The organism is Streptomyces sp. ME02-8801-2C (genome assembly GCF_033793965.1).
Lineage (GTDB): Bacteria > Actinomycetota > Actinomycetes > Streptomycetales > Streptomycetaceae > Streptomyces.
The window spans coordinates 922,369-942,478 of sequence record NZ_JARAXP010000003.1 but is presented as its reverse complement, the minus strand read 5'-3'; the positions used below and the strand labels follow the sequence as shown (position 1 = coordinate 942,478).

At 70.6% G+C, this 20,110-nt stretch carries 19 protein-coding genes; 8 read left to right on the top strand and 11 right to left on the bottom strand.

Annotation, left to right across the window (positions count from 1 at the left end; all coding sequences use genetic code 11):
• Window positions 1-18: 18 nt before the first annotated feature.
• Entirely contained in the window at window positions 19-447 is a 429-nt protein-coding gene (tnpA, locus tag PV396_RS13170) for an IS200/IS605 family transposase (RefSeq protein ID WP_319203929.1), read from the bottom strand.
• A 23-nt stretch (window positions 448-470) separates the two neighbouring features.
• Between tnpA and PV396_RS13165 the strand changes: the two genes are divergently transcribed.
• The gene (locus PV396_RS13165; RefSeq protein ID WP_319203927.1) at window positions 471-1,757 is read left to right on the top strand and encodes a transposase; all 1,287 of its coding nucleotides are present in this window, start codon (window positions 471-473) and stop codon (window positions 1,755-1,757) included.
• A gap of 289 nt (window positions 1,758-2,046) precedes the next feature.
• On the opposite strand, the gene PV396_RS13160 is transcribed toward PV396_RS13165, so the two are convergent.
• From PV396_RS13160 to PV396_RS13140, 5 genes are all read right to left on the bottom strand, one after another.
• Complete coding sequence (locus PV396_RS13160) at window positions 2,047-2,820, bottom strand: SGNH/GDSL hydrolase family protein (protein ID WP_319203924.1); 774 nt, start codon at window positions 2,818-2,820, stop codon at window positions 2,047-2,049.
• A gap of 61 nt (window positions 2,821-2,881) precedes the next feature.
• Window positions 2,882-3,919, bottom strand: coding sequence for a hemolysin family protein (locus tag PV396_RS13155; protein WP_319203922.1), 1,038 nt, complete (start codon window positions 3,917-3,919; stop codon window positions 2,882-2,884).
• Window positions 3,916-5,280 carry a hemolysin family protein gene (locus PV396_RS13150; protein WP_319203920.1) on the bottom strand — a complete coding sequence of 455 codons (1,365 nt, stop codon included), beginning with the start codon at window positions 5,278-5,280 and terminating at the stop codon, window positions 3,916-3,918. Before PV396_RS13150 ends, PV396_RS13155 begins: the two co-directional genes overlap by 4 nt.
• Window positions 5,281-5,434: 154 nt before the next feature.
• A complete protein-coding gene (locus PV396_RS13145) occupies window positions 5,435-5,860 on the bottom strand; it encodes a GNAT family N-acetyltransferase (RefSeq protein ID WP_319203918.1) in 426 nt (141 codons plus the stop codon).
• Window positions 5,861-6,175: 315 nt separating this feature from the next.
• Complete coding sequence (locus PV396_RS13140) at window positions 6,176-7,837, bottom strand: FAD-dependent monooxygenase (protein WP_319203916.1); 1,662 nt, start codon at window positions 7,835-7,837, stop codon at window positions 6,176-6,178.
• A gap of 304 nt (window positions 7,838-8,141) precedes the next feature.
• On the opposite strand from PV396_RS13140, the gene PV396_RS13135 reads away from it, so the two are divergent.
• From PV396_RS13135 to PV396_RS13105, 7 genes are all read left to right on the top strand, one after another.
• Window positions 8,142-9,266, top strand: coding sequence for a SchA/CurD-like domain-containing protein (locus tag PV396_RS13135; protein WP_319203914.1), 1,125 nt, complete (start codon window positions 8,142-8,144; stop codon window positions 9,264-9,266).
• Window positions 9,267-9,342: 76 nt separating this feature from the next.
• The gene (locus PV396_RS13130; RefSeq protein ID WP_319203911.1) at window positions 9,343-9,825 is read left to right on the top strand and encodes a cupin domain-containing protein; all 483 of its coding nucleotides are present in this window, start codon (window positions 9,343-9,345) and stop codon (window positions 9,823-9,825) included.
• A complete protein-coding gene (locus tag PV396_RS13125; RefSeq protein ID WP_319203909.1) occupies window positions 9,822-11,090 on the top strand; it encodes a beta-ketoacyl-[acyl-carrier-protein] synthase family protein in 1,269 nt (422 codons plus the stop codon). Before PV396_RS13130 ends, PV396_RS13125 begins: the two co-directional genes overlap by 4 nt.
• Window positions 11,087-12,343, top strand: a complete 1,257-nt coding sequence (locus tag PV396_RS13120; protein ID WP_319203907.1) for a ketosynthase chain-length factor — start codon at window positions 11,087-11,089, stop codon at window positions 12,341-12,343. The genes PV396_RS13125 and PV396_RS13120 overlap by 4 nt, the downstream gene beginning before the upstream one ends.
• A 35-nt stretch (window positions 12,344-12,378) precedes the next feature.
• The gene (locus PV396_RS13115; RefSeq protein ID WP_319203905.1) at window positions 12,379-12,639 is read left to right on the top strand and encodes a phosphopantetheine-binding protein; all 261 of its coding nucleotides are present in this window, start codon (window positions 12,379-12,381) and stop codon (window positions 12,637-12,639) included.
• 2 nt (window positions 12,640-12,641) lie between these two features.
• Window positions 12,642-13,118: an SRPBCC family protein gene (locus PV396_RS13110; RefSeq protein ID WP_319203903.1), complete on the top strand. Its 477-nt coding sequence runs from the start codon at window positions 12,642-12,644 to the stop codon at window positions 13,116-13,118.
• A 25-nt stretch (window positions 13,119-13,143) separates the two neighbouring features.
• The gene (locus PV396_RS13105) at window positions 13,144-13,476 is read left to right on the top strand and encodes a TcmI family type II polyketide cyclase (RefSeq protein ID WP_319203901.1); all 333 of its coding nucleotides are present in this window, start codon (window positions 13,144-13,146) and stop codon (window positions 13,474-13,476) included.
• A 66-nt stretch (window positions 13,477-13,542) separates the two neighbouring features.
• Here the strand turns inward: PV396_RS13105 and PV396_RS13100 are convergent, their stop codons facing one another.
• From PV396_RS13100 to PV396_RS13080, 5 genes are all read right to left on the bottom strand, one after another.
• A complete protein-coding gene (locus PV396_RS13100; RefSeq protein WP_319203899.1) occupies window positions 13,543-14,619 on the bottom strand; it encodes a methyltransferase in 1,077 nt (358 codons plus the stop codon).
• Window positions 14,620-14,693: 74 nt separating this feature from the next.
• A complete protein-coding gene (locus PV396_RS13095) occupies window positions 14,694-15,773 on the bottom strand; it encodes a nitrous oxide reductase family maturation protein NosD (protein ID WP_319203897.1) in 1,080 nt (359 codons plus the stop codon).
• A gap of 96 nt (window positions 15,774-15,869) precedes the next feature.
• Complete coding sequence (locus PV396_RS13090; protein WP_319203895.1) at window positions 15,870-16,553, bottom strand: class F sortase; 684 nt, start codon at window positions 16,551-16,553, stop codon at window positions 15,870-15,872.
• Window positions 16,554-16,679: 126 nt separating this feature from the next.
• Window positions 16,680-17,186 carry a hypothetical protein gene (locus tag PV396_RS13085; protein WP_319203893.1) on the bottom strand — a complete coding sequence of 169 codons (507 nt, stop codon included), beginning with the start codon at window positions 17,184-17,186 and terminating at the stop codon, window positions 16,680-16,682.
• A gap of 356 nt (window positions 17,187-17,542) precedes the next feature.
• Window positions 17,543-20,110: an ABC transporter permease gene (locus PV396_RS13080; protein ID WP_319203891.1), complete on the bottom strand. Its 2,568-nt coding sequence runs from the start codon at window positions 20,108-20,110 to the stop codon at window positions 17,543-17,545.

Here is a 20,110-nt window from a genome sequence, read left to right as displayed (position 1 = left end):
GCGTTTTCGGGGTGATGGTCAGGCGGGTCGTTGCTGGTTTTGGATGTATTGCTTGACGTCGGTCAGGGGTGGTCCGTCGCATGATCCGGCGAAGTAGGAGCCGGACCAGAAGTGTCCGCCCCACAGGTACCGGCGGACGTGGCTGTCGTATTCCTGGCGGAGTCTGCGGGAGCTGACGCCCTTGAGGGAGTTGACCAGCTTGGAGAGCTGGACCTTGGGCGGGTAATGCACGAGCAGGTGGACGTGGTCCTGTTCGCCGTTGAACTGTTTCAGCTCGGCCTCGAAGTCGGTGCAGACCTCCCGCATGATCTCTTCGGTGCGGGTCAGCATGGCGTCGGTGAGCGCGTTCCGCCGGTATTTGGTGACAAAAACCAAGTGAACGTGCAGGTTGTAGACAACATGGCGACCGGTTCTGACATCGGGATGAGGGTTCCATCGGGGTGACATAAACCAATGCTAGATTCTCGATCGTGAGCCAAGCCACCCTGGTCAAGCGGCAGTTCGGGCACCGCGCCCGACTCGCACTGTCTCCTGCCGGGATTCGCGCGGCGGATGACCAGGCGCACGCGGCCCGCACGATGTGGAACCTGCTGCACGCGTGGTGGCGGATGATGCCGAAGGAGAAGCGGACCCTCGCGAACGCGGACGCCGCGATCCGCCAGGCCCGCAAGGACATCGACTTCCTCGCCATCCTGCCCGCGCAGGCCGCGCAAGCAGTGCTCAAGACGTACTTCCGGGCGTGGAAGAACTGCTGGGAGGGCCGCGCCGACGCCCCGGACTTCAAGGGCCGCCTGCGCACGGTGATGTCCGTGGACATTCCGCAGGGCCGCGACCTGAACATCGTCCGCGTGCACCGCCGGTGGGGCATGGTCAACCTTCCCAAGGTGGGCCGGGTCCGCTTCCGGTGGACCAAAGACCTTCCGGTCGGCAAGCACACCAACACGGACAACCGGATCACCGGGGCCCGACTGATCAAGGACGCGCTCGGCTGGCACATCGCCTTCCGTGTCCAGACCCAGGAGGCCGGGCCCGATCCCCATCAGGGGCCGGACATCGGTATCGACGTGGGCGTCAGCGTGCCCATCGCCCTCTCGGACGGCCAAACGTACGAACACGGCGCATGGCTGACGGAGAAGGAGAAGGAGAAGGACAGGCTCCTGCACCTGGAGCGGCGCGCCGCACAGCGTAAGCAGCACCGCAAGCCTGGAGAGCGCACCAGCCGTCGGCTGCACCACACCTACGACCAGATCGCAGACCTGCGCGCGAAAGCCAAGCGCCGGGCCCTGGACTGGCAGCACCGGACGACCACCGCCATCGCCCGCACCTACGGCACGGTCGTGGTCGAAGCACTCACCATCACGAACATGGTCAAGTCCGCCAAGGGAACAGTGGAAGAGCCGGGGAAGAACGTCGCCCAGAAGACCGGGCTGAACCGCTCCATCAGCGGGGAGGCGTGGGGGCGCACCGTCACCATGCTGGCCTACAAGACCGCCCGGCTCGGCGGCACCCTGGTCAAGGTCCCCGCTCCTGGCACCTCCCGGCGCTGCTCGGCGTGCGGTGTCACCACGCTGGGGAGTCGGGAGTCCCAGGCCGTGTTCGTGTGCAGGAACCCGGACTGCGGCTGGTCGGGCAACGCCGACCACAACGCGGCCCGCAACGTCCTGCACCTGTACCGGATGGGCCTCGCGCTCGTCCCGGCTGCCGGGAGGGTAGTCGTCAGGCGCGCCAATCGCGTCAAGCCCGCTGCCGCAAGGTAAGCAGGAATCTCCCGGCTTCAGCCGGGAGAGCACTTCAATGGCCCGAGGATCTCGCCCCCGCCGCCCCTACCCGTCCCTCCGTCAGAGGGGGGACCCCCACTGGGGTCTGCCGCCCCCAGACCCCCGCTTCGGCCTGAACGGCCTCGTCCTCAAACGCCGGACTGGCTGAAAGATCAAGCCCCGGCCGGCGTCATCCAGCCCCTCCGGCGTTTGAGGAGCGGGGTCTGGGGCGGAGCCCCAGAAGGATGGAACGGGTAGGGGCGGCGGGGGCGAGGAAAAGCCTTGAGGGTCAGTGCTCGTACGGGGACAGATTCGCCCTCTTCGGGGGCAGGCCGTCCCCCGATGACCTGCCCGTCAGTCGGCGGCCTATCCACGGCAGTAGGTACTGGCGTGCGAAGCGGGCGTCCGCGACCCGGCGGGCGGCCCAGCCGGGCGGCAGCGTGGCCGGTACCGGGGTGCGCCACTCCGGGTCCTCCGCCTCGTAGCCGAGCGTCTGCCAGACCGCCTCGGCCACCCTCCGGTGGCCCTCGCCGGTCAGGTGCAGCCGGTCGACGTCCCACATGCGGGGGTCGCTGAGCGACGGCGCGCCGTACAGGTCGACCACCAGGGCGCCGTGCCGGGACGCCAGGTCGTCGACGCAGGCGAACAGTTCCTCCATGCGCGGCCGGAACCGCTCCAGGACCGGCCCCTGGCGGCCGGGGCTGCGCATCAGCACCAGCTGCTTGCACGCGGGCGCCAGTTGCTCGACGGCCTCCTCCAGAAGCCCACGCACCCGCCCCATGTCGCACTTGGGGCGGAGCGTGTCGTTGAGACCGCCCACCAGGGTGATCACGTCCGCTTTCATGGCCGCCGCCACCGGCACCTGCTCGGCGGTGATCTGCCCGATCAGCTTGCCCCGCACGGCGAGGTTCGCGTAGCGGAAACCGGGGGCACGGGCGGCCATCCGGGCCGCGAGGAGGTCGGCCCAGCCCCGGTACGTACCGTCCGGCAACCGGTCCGACATGCCCTCGGTGAAGGAGTCGCCGACCGCGACAAGGCTGGTGTATGTGGCGTTCGTCTGCATGGCGACAGAGATGATAGCCCGTTCACATACCCGGCGGTCGGTCGACCTCTTCGCGCGATCTCTACGCCGGCTGTCCGAACAGCTCGCGCAGCACGTCCTCCATCGTCACCAGCCCGGCGAGCAGCCCGTCCTCGCCCTGCACCGCCGCTAGGTGCGTACGGCTGCGCCGCATCGCGGTGAGCACGTCGTCGAGCGGGGTGTCCGCCCGTACGCTCGCGATGGGACGCATGTCCTGGACCTGGAAGGCGACGTCCCGGGGTGCCGCGTCCAGCGCGTCCTTGACGTGCAGATAGCCGGCGATCCGGCGCTCCTCGTCCACCACGGGGAAGCGCGAGAAGCCCGACTCGGCCGACAGCTGCTCCAGCTCCTCCGGAGTGACACCCACGCGCGCGTACACGACGCTCTCCAGCGGGAGCACGACGTCACGCACCGGTCGGCGGCCCAGTTCCAGGGCGTCGTTCAGCCGTTCCCGGGCCCGGTCGTCGATGAGCCCGGCCTCGCCGGAGTCGTGCACCAGACGGGCCAGCTCGGCGTCCGAGAAGGTCGCCGCGACCTCGTCCTTGACCTCGACGCGCAGCAGCTTCAGGAGCGTGTTCGCGAAGGCGTTGATCGTGAAGATCACCGGCTTCAGGGCCCGGGCCAGGGCCACCAGGGGTGGGCCGAGCAGCAGGGCGCTGCGCACCGGTTCCGCGAGCGCGATGTTCTTCGGCACCATCTCGCCGAGCAGCATGTGCAGATACGTCGCGAGGGAGAGGGCGATCACGAAGGACACCGCGTGACCCGCGCTCTCGGGGACGCCCACCGCGTGGAACACCGGTTCCAGCAGATGCGCGATCGCCGGTTCCGCGACCACACCGAGGACCAGCGTGCACAGGGTGATGCCCAGCTGGGCCGCCGCCATCAGCGCGGACACGTGCTCCAGGCCCCACAGGACGCTCTTCGCCCGCCGGTCGCCGTCGGCGCGGTCTCCGCCGGCACCTTCCGTGACGTACTGCTCGATCTGACTGCGGCGTACGGAGATCAGCGCGAACTCGGCGCCGACGAAGAAGGCGTTGACGACCAGCGTCGCCAGACCGATCAGCAGCTGGATCGTGGTCACTTCGCCTCCCCTTCCGTTTGTTCCTTCTTTTCTTCGGCTTCTGGCGCTTCCTCCGACGCGTGCGGTGCGTGCAGCAGGACGCGTGCGGCCCTGCGGCCCGAGGCGTCCACCACGTCCAGGCGCCAGCCGGCCACCTCGACGGTGTCACCGGCCCGCGGAATACGGCCGAGCTCGGTGGCCACCAGGCCGGCGAGCGTCTCGTACGGCCCCTCGGGCAGCCAGAGGTCGACGCGGGCGAGCTGGTCGGTGCGGGCGGCGCCGTCCGCGGAGTAGAGGGCGCGGCCCTCGTCGTCGGTGCCTGCCGGGGCGAGGTCGGACAGCTCGTGCGGGTCGTGCTCGTCCCGTACCTCGCCGACGACCTCCTCGACGATGTCCTCCAGGGTGGCCACGCCCGCCGTGCCGCCGTACTCGTCGATGACGACGGCCATGGTGCGCTTGCCGCCCAGCCGGTCGAGGAGCCGGTCGACGGTCAGCGACTCGGGGACCAGCAGCGGTTCGCGCATCAGTTCGGCGACGGACACCCGGGGACGACGCTCCGCGGGCACCGCGAGGCAGTCCTTGATGTGTGCGACACCGACGACCGAGTCCAGGTTGCCGCGGTAGACGGGGAACCGGGACAGACCGGTCGCCCGGGTCGCGTTCGCCACGTCCTCGCAGGTCGCCTGGGCGTCGAGGGCGACGACCTGGACGCGCGGTGTCATCACGTTCTCCGCGGTGAGGTCGGCGAGGTTCAGGGTCCGTACGAACAGTTCCGCGGTGTCGGGCTCCAGGGCGCCCGCCTTGGCGGAGTGCCTGGCCAGTGCGGCCAGTTCCTGGGGGCCGCGTGCTGAGGCGAGCTCCTCGGCGGGCTCGATGCCGAAGAGGCGCACCATGCGGTTCGCCGTGTTGTTGAGGTGCGTGATGAAGGGCCGGAACGCGGCGCTGAACAGGCGCTGCGGTGTCGCCACCCGCTTGGCCAAGGCCAGCGGTGAGGAGATCGCCCAGTTCTTGGGCACGAGCTCGCCGACGACCATCAGGAAGACGGTCGACAGCGCCGTACCGAGCACCAGGGCAAGGGAGGACGACGCCGAGGCCGACACGCCGAGCGACTCGAGCGGGCCCGAGATCAGCGCCGCGATCGACGGCTCGGAGAGCATGCCGACCACGAGGTTGGTGACCGTGATGCCGAGCTGCGCGCCGGAGAGCTGGAAGGTGAGGTTCCGTACGGCCTTCAGTGCGCCGGCGGCACCCCGCTCGCCGCGCTCCACCGCGCGCTCCAGCTCGCTGCGCTCGACCGTCGTCAGGGAGAACTCCGCCGCGACGAAGGCGCCACAGGCCAGGGAGAGCAGGATCGCGACCAGGAGGAGGAGCACTTCTGTCATCGGTTCACCTCCGTCCCAGGATCGGGCAGGGCCGGCGGGATCGCTCGACGTCGAGTGGTGCTGTTGCTACTGGGAGGCTCGCCCATGGGCGGACGCTCACACCTTTCCTCAGAGAATCAACTGGTCCAACAATAGTAAAGGATGCGCAAAGTACTCAGTCGGTGAGGGGCTTCACCCACCGTCGCCAGTGGTCCTCGCGGTGGTATCCGGTGGCGGCCCAGGCCTGGTGGGCCCGTTCGTTGGCCTCCAGCACCATGGCGTCGACGCGTCGGCCGCCCAGGGCGGCGAAACGCTGTTCCGCTGCTTCCAGGAGGGCGGTGGCGATGCCCTGCCGACGGTGGTCGGGGTGCACGGCCAGCCGGTAGGCGGAGCACCGCCATCCGTCGAAGCCGGCTATGACGGTTCCGGTGAGCAGACCGTCACGGGTCGCGAGGAGCAGGGCCTCAGGGTCCCGTGTGATGAGCCGGGCGACTCCGTCGTGGTCGTCGCTGATGCTCGTACCCTCCGCGGCGTCGCGCCAGAACCGCAGCACGGCGTCGATGTCCGAGAGGGTGGCGTGGCGGATGTGAAGATCGCTCATGGGACGAGTCAAGCACGACGGTAAGTCGGCCGGAACGGCGCGGCATGCCTCGGTGGCGACCGAAGCGGCCCCTTCTCGCAGGCGGCGCGTACGACCGCGACAACAGGGCCTCCTGGCGCGCCGGTTGGCGTGGATGCCTTGCCTGCTGCCAAGAGGCCCTGCTGCCAGGAACGGTTCGGCGGTGCCGGAGGAGTTCCACCCGGAGAAGCTGTCCCAGGCCCCCGGCTGGAAGGTCGGCGGCTGGACCGGGGCCTCACCGACAACCGGTGGGCCCCTGAGGACGAGCAGGCAGCCGCGCGGCTCCGCACCGAACGGTCAGCTCCGGTCGAGAATCGACGACAGGGTCTCCCGCAGCGTCGCCCTGGGGTCCGCCGCCGCCCCCACGGACCGCCAGGCCACGAACCCGTCGGGGCGCACCAGCACCGCGCCGTCCGCGCCGACGCCATGGGCCTCCGCCCACTCCAGGTCGCTCGCGGACGACAGTTCCACGTCCGGCCCGCTGCCGATCCGGTACGAGTCGAGCGGCACCGCCAGCTCCCGCGCGACGGCCGTCGCCGCGTCGTGCCAGCCGCCGGCGCCGCCCGCCGAACTGAGGAGCACCAGCGAACCCTCGTACAGGTCGAGCGTGGAGATCCGGGTACCGGCGCGGTTCAGCCACAGGTGCGGCGCACGGCTCCCGGGCTCACCCGTCAGCCGTACCCCCTCGGGCACCACCGGCACCGCCGCGTCCGCGCCCACGACCGCGCCCCGGAGATAGCGGTAGCCGAGGGCCACGTTGAGGATCCCGCCCTTCCGGCCGCCGGGGCCACCGGCTCCGGGAGCGGGCGTGTACCCAGGGTGGCTGTGCTCCACCGAGCGCGCCGAGGCACGGGCGCTCGTCGCCTCCGCGACCGGCCGGCGTTCCAGGTCGTACGACGCCAGCAGACCCGGCCCCGCCCAGCCGCCCAGCACGGCGGCCAGCTTCCAGGCGAGGTTGTGGGCGTCCTGGATACCGGTGTTGGAGCCGAAGGCCCCGGTGGGGGACATCTCGTGGGCCGAGTCGCCGGCGAGGAACACCCTGCGCTCCGCGTACCGTTCGGCGACCCGCTGGGCGGCGTGCCAGGGAGCCCGGCCGGTGATCTCCACGTCCAGATCCGGTACACCGACCGCCCGCCGGATGTGCTCCCGGCACCGCTCGTCGGTGAACTCCTCCAGCGTCTCGCCGTGTTCGGGGTGCCAGGGCGCGTGGAACACCCAGCGCTCCCGGTTGTCGACCGGCAGCAGGGCGCCGTCGGCGTCCGGGCTGGTCAGGTAGCAGACGATGAAACGCCGGTCGCCGACCACGCCCGCGAGAGCGCGCGAGGTGAAGGTGATGCTCACGTTGTGGAAGAGGTCGCCCGGACCGCTCTGCCCGATGCCCAGCTGCTCCCGGACAGGGCTGCGCGGACCGTCCGCCGCGACGAGATAGTCCGCCCGGATGGTGGTGTGCTCACCGGTCTCCCGGCTCTTGACCTGCGCGGTCACCCCCTCGGGGCCCTGCTCGAACGACATCAGCTCGGTCGAGAACCGCAGATCCCCGCCGAGCGCCCGCGCGCTCTCCAGCAGGACCGGTTCCAGGTCGTTCTGGCTGCACAGGCACCAGCCGCTGGGGCTGAAGCGGGCCAGTCCGCCGCCCGGGTCGATCTCCTTGAACAGCCACTCGCCCACGTCACCCACCAGGCTCGGTGTCTGCAGGATGCCGTGGTTGTCCGCCAGGACCGACGCGGCCTCCTCGATGCGCCGCTCCACCCCGGCCACCCGGAACAACTCCATGGTGCGCACGTTGTTCCCGCGCCCCCGGGGATGGATCGAGGTGCCCGAGTGGCGCTCCACCAGGGTGTGCGGCACCCCCAGACGACCGAGGAACAGGGAGGTGGACAGGCCCACCAGGGAGCCGCCGACGATCAGGACGGGCGTGTGGTGGTCGCTTTTGCCGTCGGTCTCTTCCGCGCGGTTCATTGAATGCCTCCAGGGTCAGCCGGTCTCTGCCGGTTTCTCCGCCGGTCTGCACACGTCCTCGCCGGTCTGTGCCGGGACGCGGGTCGGCGATGCGATTGCCCCTGCACAGTGCATCCCCGGCAATCGATCCGCCCGCCGGGAGCACCCGGATGGCGCACGGTTCACCCGCCCGACCCCGCGGGAGTCGCGCACTTCGCGAGTCCCGTCAACGATCGGCTCATGGCGGCCCCGGTTTCGGCCACGAAGGCCGCTCCCCGCCTTCCATGACGAAGGACTTCCACGACGAAGAGGAGAGGTGCGCCGGATGACCATCTCGGGACGCATATCGCAGTCGGCGTTCGACGGCTCCAGGCTGCGGGTGATTCTGCTGCTCGACCTGTACGAAGGAGCCCAGCAGCAGTTCCTGGACGCGTACGAGCACATGCGCAACCAGGTCGCGTCGGTCCCCGGTCACCTCAGTGACCAGCTCTGCCAGTCGATCGAGAACCCCTCGCAGTGGCTCATCACCAGCGAGTGGGAGAGCGCGCCGCCCTTCCTCGCCTGGGTGAACAGCGAGGAGCACGTCGAGACCGTCCGGCCGATGCACAGCTGCGTCCGGGACACCCGGTCCATGCGCTACAGCATCCTCCGGGAGACCACCCCCAACGCGCCGCTCACCCTGGAGTCGGCGAAGGCGGGCATGCAGGTGGAGGCCCGCGTCGGCGACGGTGTCGCACGCCACGCGCTCACCTTCACCGTCAAGCCGGGCTCGGAGTCCAAGGTCGCCGAGCTCCTGGCCGGCTACACCTCGCCCGAGGCGCAGGTCGACGACACCACCCGGCTGCGCCGCACCTCCCTCTTCATGCACGGCAACCGGGTCGTACGGGCCGTCGAGGTCGAGGGCGACCTCCTCGCGGCGCTCCGACACGTCGCCCGCCAGCCCGAGGTCCGGGCGGTCGAGGAGGCCATCAACCCGTACCTCGAACAGGACCGGGACCTCAGCGACCCCGACTCGGCGCGGGTCTTCTTCACCCGGGCCGCGCTCCCCGCCGTCCACCACGTCGTCTCCGGGCCGAAGGCACCCGCCGGACTGCGGCGGCACGCGCTGTACTACCCGGCGAAGGAGGGCCGCGGCATGGACCTCGCCCGGCTGCTCGCCCACCAGGACGAGGCCGCCGCGGACGACCCGCGCAGCCCGGTGTACGGCAGCACCCTCTTCCAGCGTGATGACATCGTTGTCCGCCTGGTCGACCTCACCGGTGACCTCGACGCCGACCCCATGTCCTCCCTCGGCCTCAACGGCCCCGGGAAGGCGGCGGAGTTCGAGCGTCTCCTCGACGGTGCCGCGATCGGTGTCGAGGGCTCCCTGGAGGCGGACCGCAACATCAACCGCCTCCTGTCGCACGCCGACATGATGCCCGTCACCGACCGCAGCTCGGCGCGTTCCTGACGGACCGCCGCGGCGCGGTCCGAGCCGCTCCCAGCCCGCCCGGACGACGTCCCTGCCACCCCCGGAGGTGTCAACCATGAACAAGCACCACCCATGCATCGTGGATCTGAGCGAGACAGAACCCAACCGCAGACGCGGCGGCGACCTGCGGGCCGTGCTCACGCCCGCCACGGTGGGCTCCACCAGCGGCTTCATGGGCCTGGCGATCGTCCAGCCCGGAGAGCGCATCGGCGAGCACTACCACCCGTACTCCGAGGAGTTCGTGTACGTCGTCGCGGGCAGTCTCGAAGTGGACCTGAACGGCGAGACCCACGCCCTCAGGCCCGATCAGGGGCTCCTGATCCCGATCGACGTACGCCACCGCTTCCGCAACGTCGGTGACGTGGAGGCCCGTATGGTCTTCCACCTGGGCCCGCTCGCACCGCGTCCCAGCCTCGGTCACGTCGACACGGAGGTCACCGAAACCGCCGTACCCGGCACGGAGTTCGCCGTCGGCGGGCCGGGCGGGCTCGCTCCGGACCACGGACAGCCGTCCGAACGAAGCGGGGCCATACGGTGACCCGGCGGGTGGCTGTCACCGGTATCGGTGTGGTCGCTCCAGGCGGCACCGGCGCCACGGCGTTCTGGGACCTCCTCGCCGGCGGCCGCACCGCGACCCGGGGTATCACGCTGTTCGATCCGGCGGGCCTGCGCTCACGCATCGCCGCCGAATGCGACTTCGACCCGTTCGCACACGGCCTCGACCCGGACGTGAGCCAGCACGCCGACCGCTACATCCAGTTCGCCATGGTCGCCGCCGCCGAAGCCGTCGGCGACAGCGGACTCGACACCGGCACGCAGAACCCCTGGCGTGTCGCGGTCTCCCTGGGCAGCGCCGTCGGCGGCACCACCCGTCTGGAACACGACTACGTCAAGGTCAGCGAGGTCGGACAGCGGTGGGACGTCGACCACCGCCGCGCCGAGCCGCAACTGCACCGGGCGTTCTCGCCGAGCACCCTCGCCTCGGTCGTCGCCGAGCAGTTCGGCGCCCAGGGCCCGGTGCAGACGGTCTCCACCGGCTGCACCTCCGGGATCGACGCGGTCGGCTACGCCTTCCACACCATCGAGGAGGGCCGCGCCGACATCTGCATCGCCGGCGCGGCGGACTCGCCGATCTCGCCGATCACCATGGCGTGCTTCGACGCCATCAAGGCGACCTCGGACAACAACGACGACCCCGAACACGCCTCCCGGCCCTTCGACGCCCGCCGCAACGGCTTCGTCATGGGCGAGGGCGCGGCGGTCCTCGTCCTGGAGGAGTACGAGCACGCCCGGGCCCGCGGCGCGCACATCTACTGCGAGATCGGCGGCTACGCCACGTTCGGCAACGCCTACCACATGACCGGTCTCACCTGTGAGGGGCTGGAGATGGCCCGGGCGATCGACTCCACGCTCGACCAGGCCCGCCTCGACCCCACGCTGATCGACTACGTCAACGCGCACGGCTCGGGCACCAAACAGAACGACCGGCACGAGACGGCCGCCGTCAAGCGGTCCCTGGGCGCCCACGCCTACGACACACCGATGAGCTCCATCAAATCCATGGTGGGCCACTCACTCGGCGCGATCGGCGCGATCGAGGTCGTCGCGTGCGTCCTGGCAATGAAGCACCAGGTCGTGCCGCCGACGGCCAACTACGAGACACCCGACCCCGAGTGCGACCTGGACTACGTGCCGCGCACCGCGCGTCAGCGAAAGCTCAGGAACGTGCTCTCCGTCGGCAGCGGATTCGGCGGCTTCCAGTCGGCCGTACTGCTGACCGGGGCGGGAGGGAGAACCCGATGAGCACTCGGCAGACCCAGCACACCCCGCGCACCTCGCGCGCGGCCATCACCGGGATCGGTGTGATCGCGCCCAACGGCCTGCGGGCCGACTCCTACTGGAAGGCCGTCGGCGAAGGACTCGTCGTCCTGGACGGGATCACCCGCGAGGGCTGCGGGCATCTGCCGCTCCGCGTCGCGGGCGAGGTCCGGGGCTTCGACGCCGCCGGCCTCATCGAGGAGCGATTCCTTGTCCAGACCGACCGGTTCAGCCACTTCGCCATGGCCGCCGCCGCACTCGCCCTCGACGACGCCGGAATCGCCCGGAGCGAGCCCGCCGAGCCCTACGACATCGGTGTGGTCACCGCTGCCGGATCAGGCGGCGGCGAGTTCGGCCAGCGCGAACTTCAGAAGCTGTGGGGCCAGGGATCGCGGTACGTGGGCCCCTACCAGTCCATCGCCTGGTTCTACGCCGCCAGCACCGGCCAGATCTCCATCCGCGGCGGCTTCAAGGGCCCCTGCGGAGTGGTCGCCAGCGACGAGGCCGGCGGTCTGGACGCCGTCGCCCACGCCGCCCGGGCCGTGGCGCGCGGCACCGGCGCGGTCGTCGTCGGCGGCGCGGAGGCACCCCTCGCCCCCTACTCGATGGTCTGCCAGCTCGGTTACGCCGAACTCAGCACCGTCGAGGACCCGGCCCGCGCCTACCGCCCCTTCACGGCGAGAGCCTGCGGCTTCGTACCCGCCGAGGGTGGCGCCATGCTCGTCGTCGAGGACGAGAACCGCGCCCGGGAACGCGGAGCGCCTGTCCGGGCCGTCATCGCCGGACACGGCGCCACCTTCACCGGTGCCTCCCGCTGGGACCGGTCCCGGGAAGGGCTCGCCCACGCGATCAGGGCCGCCCTCGACGAGGCCGGCTGCGCCCCCGAGGAGATCGACGTCGTGTTCGCGGACGCCCTCGGAGTGCCGGAGGCGGACCGCGCCGAGGCCGGCGCCATCGCCGACGCGCTCGGGGAGCACGGCGTCAAGGTCCCCGTCACCGCGCCCAAGACCGGTATCGGGCGCGCCTACTGCGGGGCGCCCGTGCTGGACATCGCCGCCGCGGTGCTCGCCATGGAGCACCGCCTGATCCCACCCACCCCCAACGTGTTCGACATCTGCCACGACCTCGACCTGGTGATGTCCCGCGCTCGCCCCGCCGAGCCGCGCACGGCCCTGGTCCTCAGCCGGGGACTGATGGGTTCCAACGCGGCGCTGATCGTGCGCCGCGCAGACGCCTGAGCCCGACAGCACCGGGCGGTAAGGAGAACACCCGCATGCTCACCACCCAAGTGACCTACGACGAACTGGCCACCCTCATGAAGAGGGGCGCCGGAGTCACCGTCGACCCCCGGGAGCTGGAACGGGCCTCGGACACCCCCTTCGGGATCCTCGGCCTCGACTCGCTCGGCCTGCTCGGCATCGTCGGCGAACTGGAGAACCAGTACGGCCGCTCGCTGCCCCCCGACTCCGAGCGCTGCAAGACGCCCCAGGAGTTCCTCGACCTCGTCAACAGCACCCTCAAGGCTGGAGCCTGAAAGTGTCAGGACACACCGAGAACACCGTCACCGTCGACGCCCCCCTCGACCTCGTCTGGGACATCACCAACGACATCGAGAACTGGCCGCAGCTCTTCACCGAGTACTCCTCCCTCGAGGTGCTCTCCCGCGAGGGCGACACCACGGCGTTCCGCCTCACCATGTACCCGGACGACAACGGCAAGGTCTGGAGCTGGATCTCGGAACGGACCGTCGACCGCGCCAACCGGATCGTCCGGGCCCGCCGGATCGAGACGGGCCCCTTCGCCCACATGAACATCCTGTGGGAGTACACGGAGCTGCCGGGCGGCACCCAGATGCGCTGGACGCAGGACTTCGCGATGAAGCCCGACGCCCCCGTCGACGACGAGTGGATGACGGACAACATCAACCGCAACTCCCGTACGCAGATGGCGCTCATCCGGGACCGCATCGAGCAGGTCGCCCGGGAACGCCAGAACGCGCCCCTGCCCCGCTGACCCACCGGCCCAGGAAGGACACCCGATGCACCACGCCCTGATCGTCGCCCGGATGGCACCCGGTTCGGCGCCGGCGATCGCCGACCTGTTCGCCGCCTCCGACAGCGGTGAACTCCCGCACCTCGTCGGTGTCACCCGCCGCAGCCTCTTCCAGTACGGCGACGTGTACCTGCACTTCATCGAGGCCGACCAGGACCCGGCGCCCGCCATCGCGAAGGTCGCCGGACACCCCGAGTTCCGGGGCATCAGCGACAAGCTGTCGGCGTACGTCTCCGCGTACGACCCGCAGACCTGGCGCAGCCCCAAGGACGCCATGGCGCACTGCTTCTACCAGTGGGAGCGGGACGCCCGCTCCTGAGCGCCGAAACCCCGAGGCCGGTACCGCGTCACTCGCGGTACCGGCCTCGGGGTTTGTGGCGGTCGGTCAGTTGTCGGGGACGGTGCACTCGAAGGCGTGCAGATACGCGTTGACCGGACGGATCTCACCGATGACCAGACCTGCCTCGGTCAGCCGGTCGACCATGCTCTGCCGGGTGTGCTTGGCACCGCCGACATTGAGGAGCAGCAGCAGGTCCATGGCGGTGGTGAACTTCATCGAGGGCGTGTCGTCCACGAGGTTCTCGATGACCACGACCCGAGCACCGGGCCGCGCCGCCTTCCGGACGTTCGCCAGCGCCCTGCGGGTGCTGTCGTCGTCCCACTCCAGGATGTTCTTGATGATGTACACATCCGCCTGTACGGGGATGTCCTCCCGGCAGTCCCCGGCCACGATGCTCACCCGCGCGGCCAGCGAACCGCCGTCGCGCAGCCGGGGGTCGGCGTTCTCCACCACGCCGGGCAGGTCGAGCAGCGTGCCGTGCATCGCGGGGTGCTTCTCCAGCAGGCTCGCCACCACCCGGCCCTGGCCGCCGCCGATGTCCGCGACCGAGGACACCCCGGTCAGGTCCAGCAGGTTCGCGACGTCCCGCGCCGACTGCTCGCTGGACGTCGTCATGGCCCGGTTGAAGACGTAGGCCGACTCGGGGGCCTCCTCGTTGAGGTACGAGAAGAACTCCCGGTCGTACATGTCCTCGAAGACGTTCCGGCCCGAGCGCACCGCCTCGTCCAGCTGCGGCCAGACGCTCCACGTCCACGGCTCGGTGCACCACAGGGCGATGTACCGCAGGCTGTGCGGATCGTCCTCGCGCAGCAGCCGGGACATCTCGGTGTGGACGAAGGTGCCGTCGGGGCGCTCCTCGAACACGCCCTGGCAGGTCAGCGCGCGCAGCAGCCGCCTGAGGGTGTGGGGCCGGGTCTTCACCGCCGCCGCCAGGTCCTCCGCACTCCTGGGGGAGTCGTCCAGGGCGTCTGCGACGCCCAGGCGGGCGGCGGCGCGTACGGCGGCGGCACAGGCCGCCCCGAAGACGAGTTCCCTCAGACGCATGGGCGCCGGAGGGGCTGGGGGAGAGGAGGGAGCGGAGGGAGTGGGGGAAGCCGGCGGAGCCGGATCAACGGTCGTCATCTGTTGCCTCGCCTCTGTCGTCGTGCCGTGCGTGTGGGGGAGTGGGTGAGGGAGTCGTTCGAGTCGGGTCGGCGTCAGCACATTCCCGCGGGTTCGGAGACCCCGCACTTGTTGCCGCGGAAGGTGTTGTTCTTGCCGGTGTCCCGGTTGGCGAGATCCGCGGTGCTGTTGCGCCGCACCACGTTGTCGACGATCTCGTTGCTCTCGCTGGGGGCGCCCACGAAGCTCTTGAACAGCACGATGCCGCCCGACAGCGGGGAGGCGCCCACGTTGTCCTCGACCCGGTTCTTCGTCACCAGCGTCTTCTCGGTGCCGGTGAGGACGATGCCCGAGCCCTGCAGGAAGGGCAGGCGAGGGGTCTTCGGGCACAGCTTGTTGTTGGTGTGGACGTGGTTGCGGCGTACGGTCATCGCCCCGGCGCGCGGTGTGCCCTCGTCGCCGACGACGAACACCCCGGCGCAGTTGCCGGTCGCCTCGTTGCGTTCGACGGTCAGATTCCGCAGCCGCCGCACTGTGAGGCCGATGCGGTTGCCGACCAGACGGTTGTGGCTGACGACGGTGCCCTTGGAGTCCTGGGCGCCGTCCTCCCGGTCGACGGTGTTGGCGACGAAGAGCCCGGCGTCACCGTTGTGCTGGGCGAGGTTGCGGCTGAACACGCCGCGTACGGACCTCTCCTGGGCGAGGCCCCACTGCCCGTTCTTCTCGGCGGTCACGTTCTGGACCTTCAGCTTGTCGGTCCACGAGGCCCACAGGCCGTTCTTGGTGAAGTTCCGGATCGTCAGCGAGCGCAGGGTGACGCCCTTGACGGGACTGCTCTTGGTGCCGGTCACACAGATGCCGTTGCCCGCCTTGGCGCAGGTGCCGTCGGCGGAGGCCGGGCCGGGGACGATGACGGCGTGCCCGGCGAGGGAGCCCCGCAGGGTCAGGTCGGGCACGGTGATGCTGACGCTCTCGTGGTAGGTGCCGGGGGAGAGGACAACGGTGTCCCCCGGCAGTGCGGCGTTCACCGCCCGCTGGATCGATTCGCCGGGCTGCACCCGGTGGACACGGAGCAGCTGCTGCGCAGTGCGGTGGTCGGTCGGAGCGGCCGCTCCCAGCCCTGAGGCCACAACAGCCGCCGTACATACGAGGTGGGTGATCTGTCGTCTGGTCATATGCCGAAGCTAGGAGCGGGTGTTCCGGCCCGCCACCGCTGATCGCCCAGGTGGGCTCCCGGGGGACCCCGACGGGCCGGGACGGGCCGCGCGGGGTCAGACGAGGTGGGCGAAGACCACGAGATTGTCGGTGTAGTCCTTCACCGAGTGGTCGTAGTCACCGGCGCAGGTGATCAGCCGGACCTGGGCCTGCGGGGTGTCGGCGTACACCCGGTCGTCGGGGAAGGCGTCCTTCGCGAACGTCTCCACGCTGTCGACCACGAAGACGGCCGTGCGACCGTCGGACCGGTTGACGGAGAAGCGGGTGCCCTTCTCCACTTCGCTGAGCCCGGCGAAGACGGCGGGGGAGGTCGCCGTGTCGACGTGCCCGGCGATGATCGCGGTCCCCGCCTCACCCGGCGACACGCCGTTGGCCTGCCAGCCGACCAGGTTCACGTCGTCGGCGGGCGGGGGCTCGAGCTGGCCCGAGGCGCCGATGGCGAGGCCGACGAAGGGGGCGTCCACGCCGATGGCCGGGATCCGCAGCCGCGTCGGCTGCGCCCGCGGCAGATGCTTTCCGCCCTTCGGGGCGACCGAGGCCTTCGGGGTGGCCGACACGGACGGGGCGTGCGCGACGGCCACCCGGGGCGCGCGGGCGTCGTCGGACGGCTCGTCGTTCCCGGAGAAGAGGAAGAGCACCGGGATCAGGAGGACCACGGACCACGCGATCAGACGTACGACAAGGCGCCGCCTGGGCGGCGCCGACGGGGATTCGACAGGGGAGGACAACCGGGTTGCCATCGGGAACCACCTCACTGGAACACGGGCACGGTACGGAGGGGAGGGGGACAAAACCGGCCGGGCCGCCGCAGTGCGCACAGGCGGATGTGCGCACGCGACGGCCCCGGCTGCTATGTCAGGCAACGGTCAGGACACCCCGTCGGCCGCGTTCCTGCGACGCATCGCGAACGCACCCGCGCCGACGACCGCCAGGGCCGCCAGCCCGCCGGCCGTGACACCCGGGGACGCGAGCGCGCCGCCACCGGTGTGCATGCCGCCGCTGGGCTTCTCGTGCTTGCCGCCCCACTCGCCCTTGCCGCCCCAGTCACCCTTGCTGCCGCTCTCCTCCTTGTCCGCGGAGTTCCAGGAACCCTTGCCGCCCTCCTCCTTGTCGGCCTCCCAGTCGCCCTTCTTGCTCTCGTCCGCGCTGTCGCCCTTGCTCCAGTCGCCCTCGTTCACCGCGGTGAGCGCACCGCCGCCCGTGTGCATGCCACCGTTCGGCTTGTCGTGCTTGCTGTCCTTGTCGTGCTCCTTGCTGTAGGAAGAGTCACCGTGGTCCCAGTCGCCGCCGTCGGCGGCGAGGGCGCCGGGTGCGGCGATCGCGAGAGCGGCCGTGGCCGTCGCGGTAGCGAGGAGCAGGCGGGCAGAGCGCATGATCGAAGTCCTTCCGCCGCGGCCGGGGCGCTGACGTGATGTCAGCTGACGAGACCCGACCTCGACGTGATCCACCGTCAGCCAGACCCGCCGGACCCACCACTCGAGCCGCCCGCCCGGCTGACCCGTACGGCGGCACGGGGACCGGCCGCCCACCCTCTTCCGGCGTCGGCGACAGAGCTCTGACCAGGCATTTGATGGGCTGACCTGCAGTCACTTCCCGTCCTGCGCGCCGCCGTACGTACAACCCGATCGGCGGTGACACGACTGCACGCATCGCCAGGGGACTTGGCCGAGCGACAGCGGTACGCGAAGCCCGGCGCCGGGAGCGGAGGCACCCGGCGCCGCGCTTCCCCTCACTCGTGCGCGATCGCCGCCAGTACGTTCATCCGGGACGCGCGCAGCGCGGGCAGCAGCGCCGCGACGATCCCGACGACCGCCGAGCCGACCACCACCAGGACGATCGTGCCCCAGGGAATCGCCAGTGCCTCCATGCCCTGCAGCGCCAGCACCCGCTGTATGCACACGCCCCACACCAGCCCCAGCCCGAGCCCCAGCACCGCACCGAACACGGCGATGACCACCGACTCCAGCCGGATCATCCGGCGTAGCTGACGCCGTGACAGCCCGATCGCCCGCAGCAGCCCGATCTCCCGGGTGCGCTCCACGACCGACAGGGCGAGGGTGTTGACCACCCCGAGCACCGCGATGACGATCGCGAGGCCCAGCAGCGCGTACACCAGGTAGAGCAGCACGGCGATCTGGTTGCGGATCAGCTCCTTGTAGTCGGCCTGGTCACGCACCTTGACCTGGGGATACGGCTCGAGGGTCCGCTCCAGCGCGGGACGCAGCTGGTCCACGCTCGTGCCGTCGGACGCGTTGACGTACAGCGCGGACTCCTGACCGCCGGGCACGAACCGCTCGGCGACGGCGATCCCGAAGTAGATCCCGCCCTGCGTGCCGAACCCCTCGGCGCTGTCCTGGTCGGTGAGGGCGGCGACCGTCAGCTCGGTCCGTCCGCCGTCGGGGAACTGCACCGGCAGCACGGTGCCGACGCGGGCGCCGTGGTCCTTGGCGTAGTCGGCGGACAGCGCCAGATGGCCGTCCGCGAGCGCGGCGGACGTGTCGCCCTGCGCGTAGGTGACATGGGCGACGTCGTCGAGCCGCGCGTCGTACCCGGCGGCCGTGGTCTCCAGACGCTTGCCGTCCGGGAAGCGCACCGCGACCGGCACGAACCGCTGCCGTACGACGAGACCGACCCCCTTCGTGTCCCGCACCTTGTCGGTGAGCTCCTGCGGGAACGGCACGAAGTTGTCGTTCTGCACGACGAAGTCGGCGCCGAGCGTCTTGTCGATCTGCTGGTCGAAGGACTTGGTCATCGAGGCGCTGGCCACCGACATCCCGCCCACCAGGGCGAGGCCCACCATCAGCGCGGCGGCCGTGGCCCCCGTACGGCGGGGATTGCGCAGGGCGTTGCGCTGGCTCATCCGGCCGACCGGCCCGAAGAGCGCGGGGAACGCGCCGCCCAGCACCCGGATGACCGGCCGGACCAGCAGCGGGCCCGCGATGACCGTGGCGATGAGTGTGAGGACGACCCCGAGTCCCAGCAGGGAAGCGGACGTCGACGTCTCGTCGGCCGTGGCGCAGCCCACGAGCGCGGCGGCCCCGAGCGCCCCGAAGATCGCGCCGACCACCGCCCGTACCCGCAAGGGCTTGCCCACCCCGGCGATCTCGGCGTCCGAGAGCGCGGCCATGGGGGAGACCACCGCGGCCCGCCGGGCCGGCAGATAGGCCGCCACGAAGGTCACCCCGAGCCCGACGGCGTACGAGGACACGGGCGTGGCCCAACCCACCACCATGTCGGCCGACGTGAGGTTCATGCCGAACGCGCTCATCAGCTGGATCAGCCCGGCCGCGAGACCGATCCCGGCGGCGAGGCCGAGCGTCGAACCGACCAGGCCGAGCAGCACCGCCTCGGTCAGCACGGACCGGCGCACCTGCCGCCGGTCGGCGCCGAGCGCCCGCAACAGGCCCAGTTCGCGGGTGCGTTGGGCGATCAGCATGGAGAAGGTGTTGACGATCAGGAAGACCCCGACGAGCACCGCGATCCCGGCGAAGCCCAGCATCACGTACTTGATCACATCGAGGAATCCGCCGAGTTGTTCCGCGGCGGACTCGGCCTGCTCGGAGGCCGTCTGCAACTCGTAGTCCGTGGTGCCGATCCGCTTCGCGATACGGCTCTTCAGCTCGGCGTCGCTCACCCCGCTCGCGGCGGTCACCGAGATGCTCGTGGCCCGGTCCGGCGCCCCGAGCAGCCGGGTCTGCGCGGTCTTCGTGTCCAGGAAGAGCAGCGCCGCGCCCGGGTTGGTGGTGGTGAAGGTGGCGATCCCGACGATTTTGACCTTGAACGACCCCGGCTGCGCGTGGACGGTGAGTGTGTCGCCGATGCCGACGTCCTTGCTGTCGGCGGTGTCCGCGTCGAGCAGCGCCTCGTCGTCGCCCCGGGGGACGTGGCCGGAGGTGAGTTTCACGGGGCTGCGGTCGGTGAGGTACCAGTCGGTGGCGATGGTGGGGGCGCCCGAGGTCGGTGAGACCGACTTGTTCCGGTCGTCGACGACGGTGAGGTTGTCGACCGACGCGTCCGCGTGGGCGTCCGCGACACCGGCGACACCGGCGACCTGCTTGGCCAGCGAGGCGGGCAGGGTCAGGACCTCGCCGGAGGGCACCGACGACTCGAAGTCCTTCCGGGGGTTCACGGTGACATCGGCGGAGGTGGAGGCGAAGAGCCGGTCGAAGGTACGGGTGACCGTGTCGGAGAAGATCAGGCTGCCCGCGACGAACGCCACGGACAGGACCACGGCCAGCGCGGAGAGCAGCAGTCTGCCCTTGTGGGCGAGGAAACTCCGGAGCGTTGCCTTCAGCAC

Excerpts from the sequence above, each read along its gene's own strand:
- tnpA (WP_319203929.1), bottom strand. The coding sequence starts at position 447 with ATGTCACCCCGATGGAACCCTCATCCCGATGTCAGAACCGGTCGCCAT.
- PV396_RS13160 (WP_319203924.1), bottom strand. The coding sequence starts at position 2,820 with ATGCAGACGAACGCCACATACACCAGCCTTGTCGCGGTCGGCGACTCC.
- PV396_RS13150 (WP_319203920.1), bottom strand. The coding sequence starts at position 5,280 with ATGACAGAAGTGCTCCTCCTCCTGGTCGCGATCCTGCTCTCCCTGGCC.
- PV396_RS13145 (WP_319203918.1), bottom strand. The coding sequence starts at position 5,860 with ATGAGCGATCTTCACATCCGCCACGCCACCCTCTCGGACATCGACGCC.
- PV396_RS13140 (WP_319203916.1), bottom strand. The coding sequence starts at position 7,837 with ATGAACCGCGCGGAAGAGACCGACGGCAAAAGCGACCACCACACGCCC.
- PV396_RS13135 (WP_319203914.1), top strand. The coding sequence starts at position 8,142 with ATGACCATCTCGGGACGCATATCGCAGTCGGCGTTCGACGGCTCCAGG.
- PV396_RS13130 (WP_319203911.1), top strand. The coding sequence starts at position 9,343 with ATGAACAAGCACCACCCATGCATCGTGGATCTGAGCGAGACAGAACCC.
- PV396_RS13120 (WP_319203907.1), top strand. The coding sequence starts at position 11,087 with ATGAGCACTCGGCAGACCCAGCACACCCCGCGCACCTCGCGCGCGGCC.
- PV396_RS13115 (WP_319203905.1), top strand. The coding sequence starts at position 12,379 with ATGCTCACCACCCAAGTGACCTACGACGAACTGGCCACCCTCATGAAG.
- PV396_RS13105 (WP_319203901.1), top strand. The coding sequence starts at position 13,144 with ATGCACCACGCCCTGATCGTCGCCCGGATGGCACCCGGTTCGGCGCCG.
- PV396_RS13100 (WP_319203899.1), bottom strand. The coding sequence starts at position 14,619 with ATGACGACCGTTGATCCGGCTCCGCCGGCTTCCCCCACTCCCTCCGCT.
- PV396_RS13095 (WP_319203897.1), bottom strand. The coding sequence starts at position 15,773 with ATGACCAGACGACAGATCACCCACCTCGTATGTACGGCGGCTGTTGTG.
- PV396_RS13090 (WP_319203895.1), bottom strand. The coding sequence starts at position 16,553 with ATGGCAACCCGGTTGTCCTCCCCTGTCGAATCCCCGTCGGCGCCGCCC.
- PV396_RS13085 (WP_319203893.1), bottom strand. The coding sequence starts at position 17,186 with ATGCGCTCTGCCCGCCTGCTCCTCGCTACCGCGACGGCCACGGCCGCT.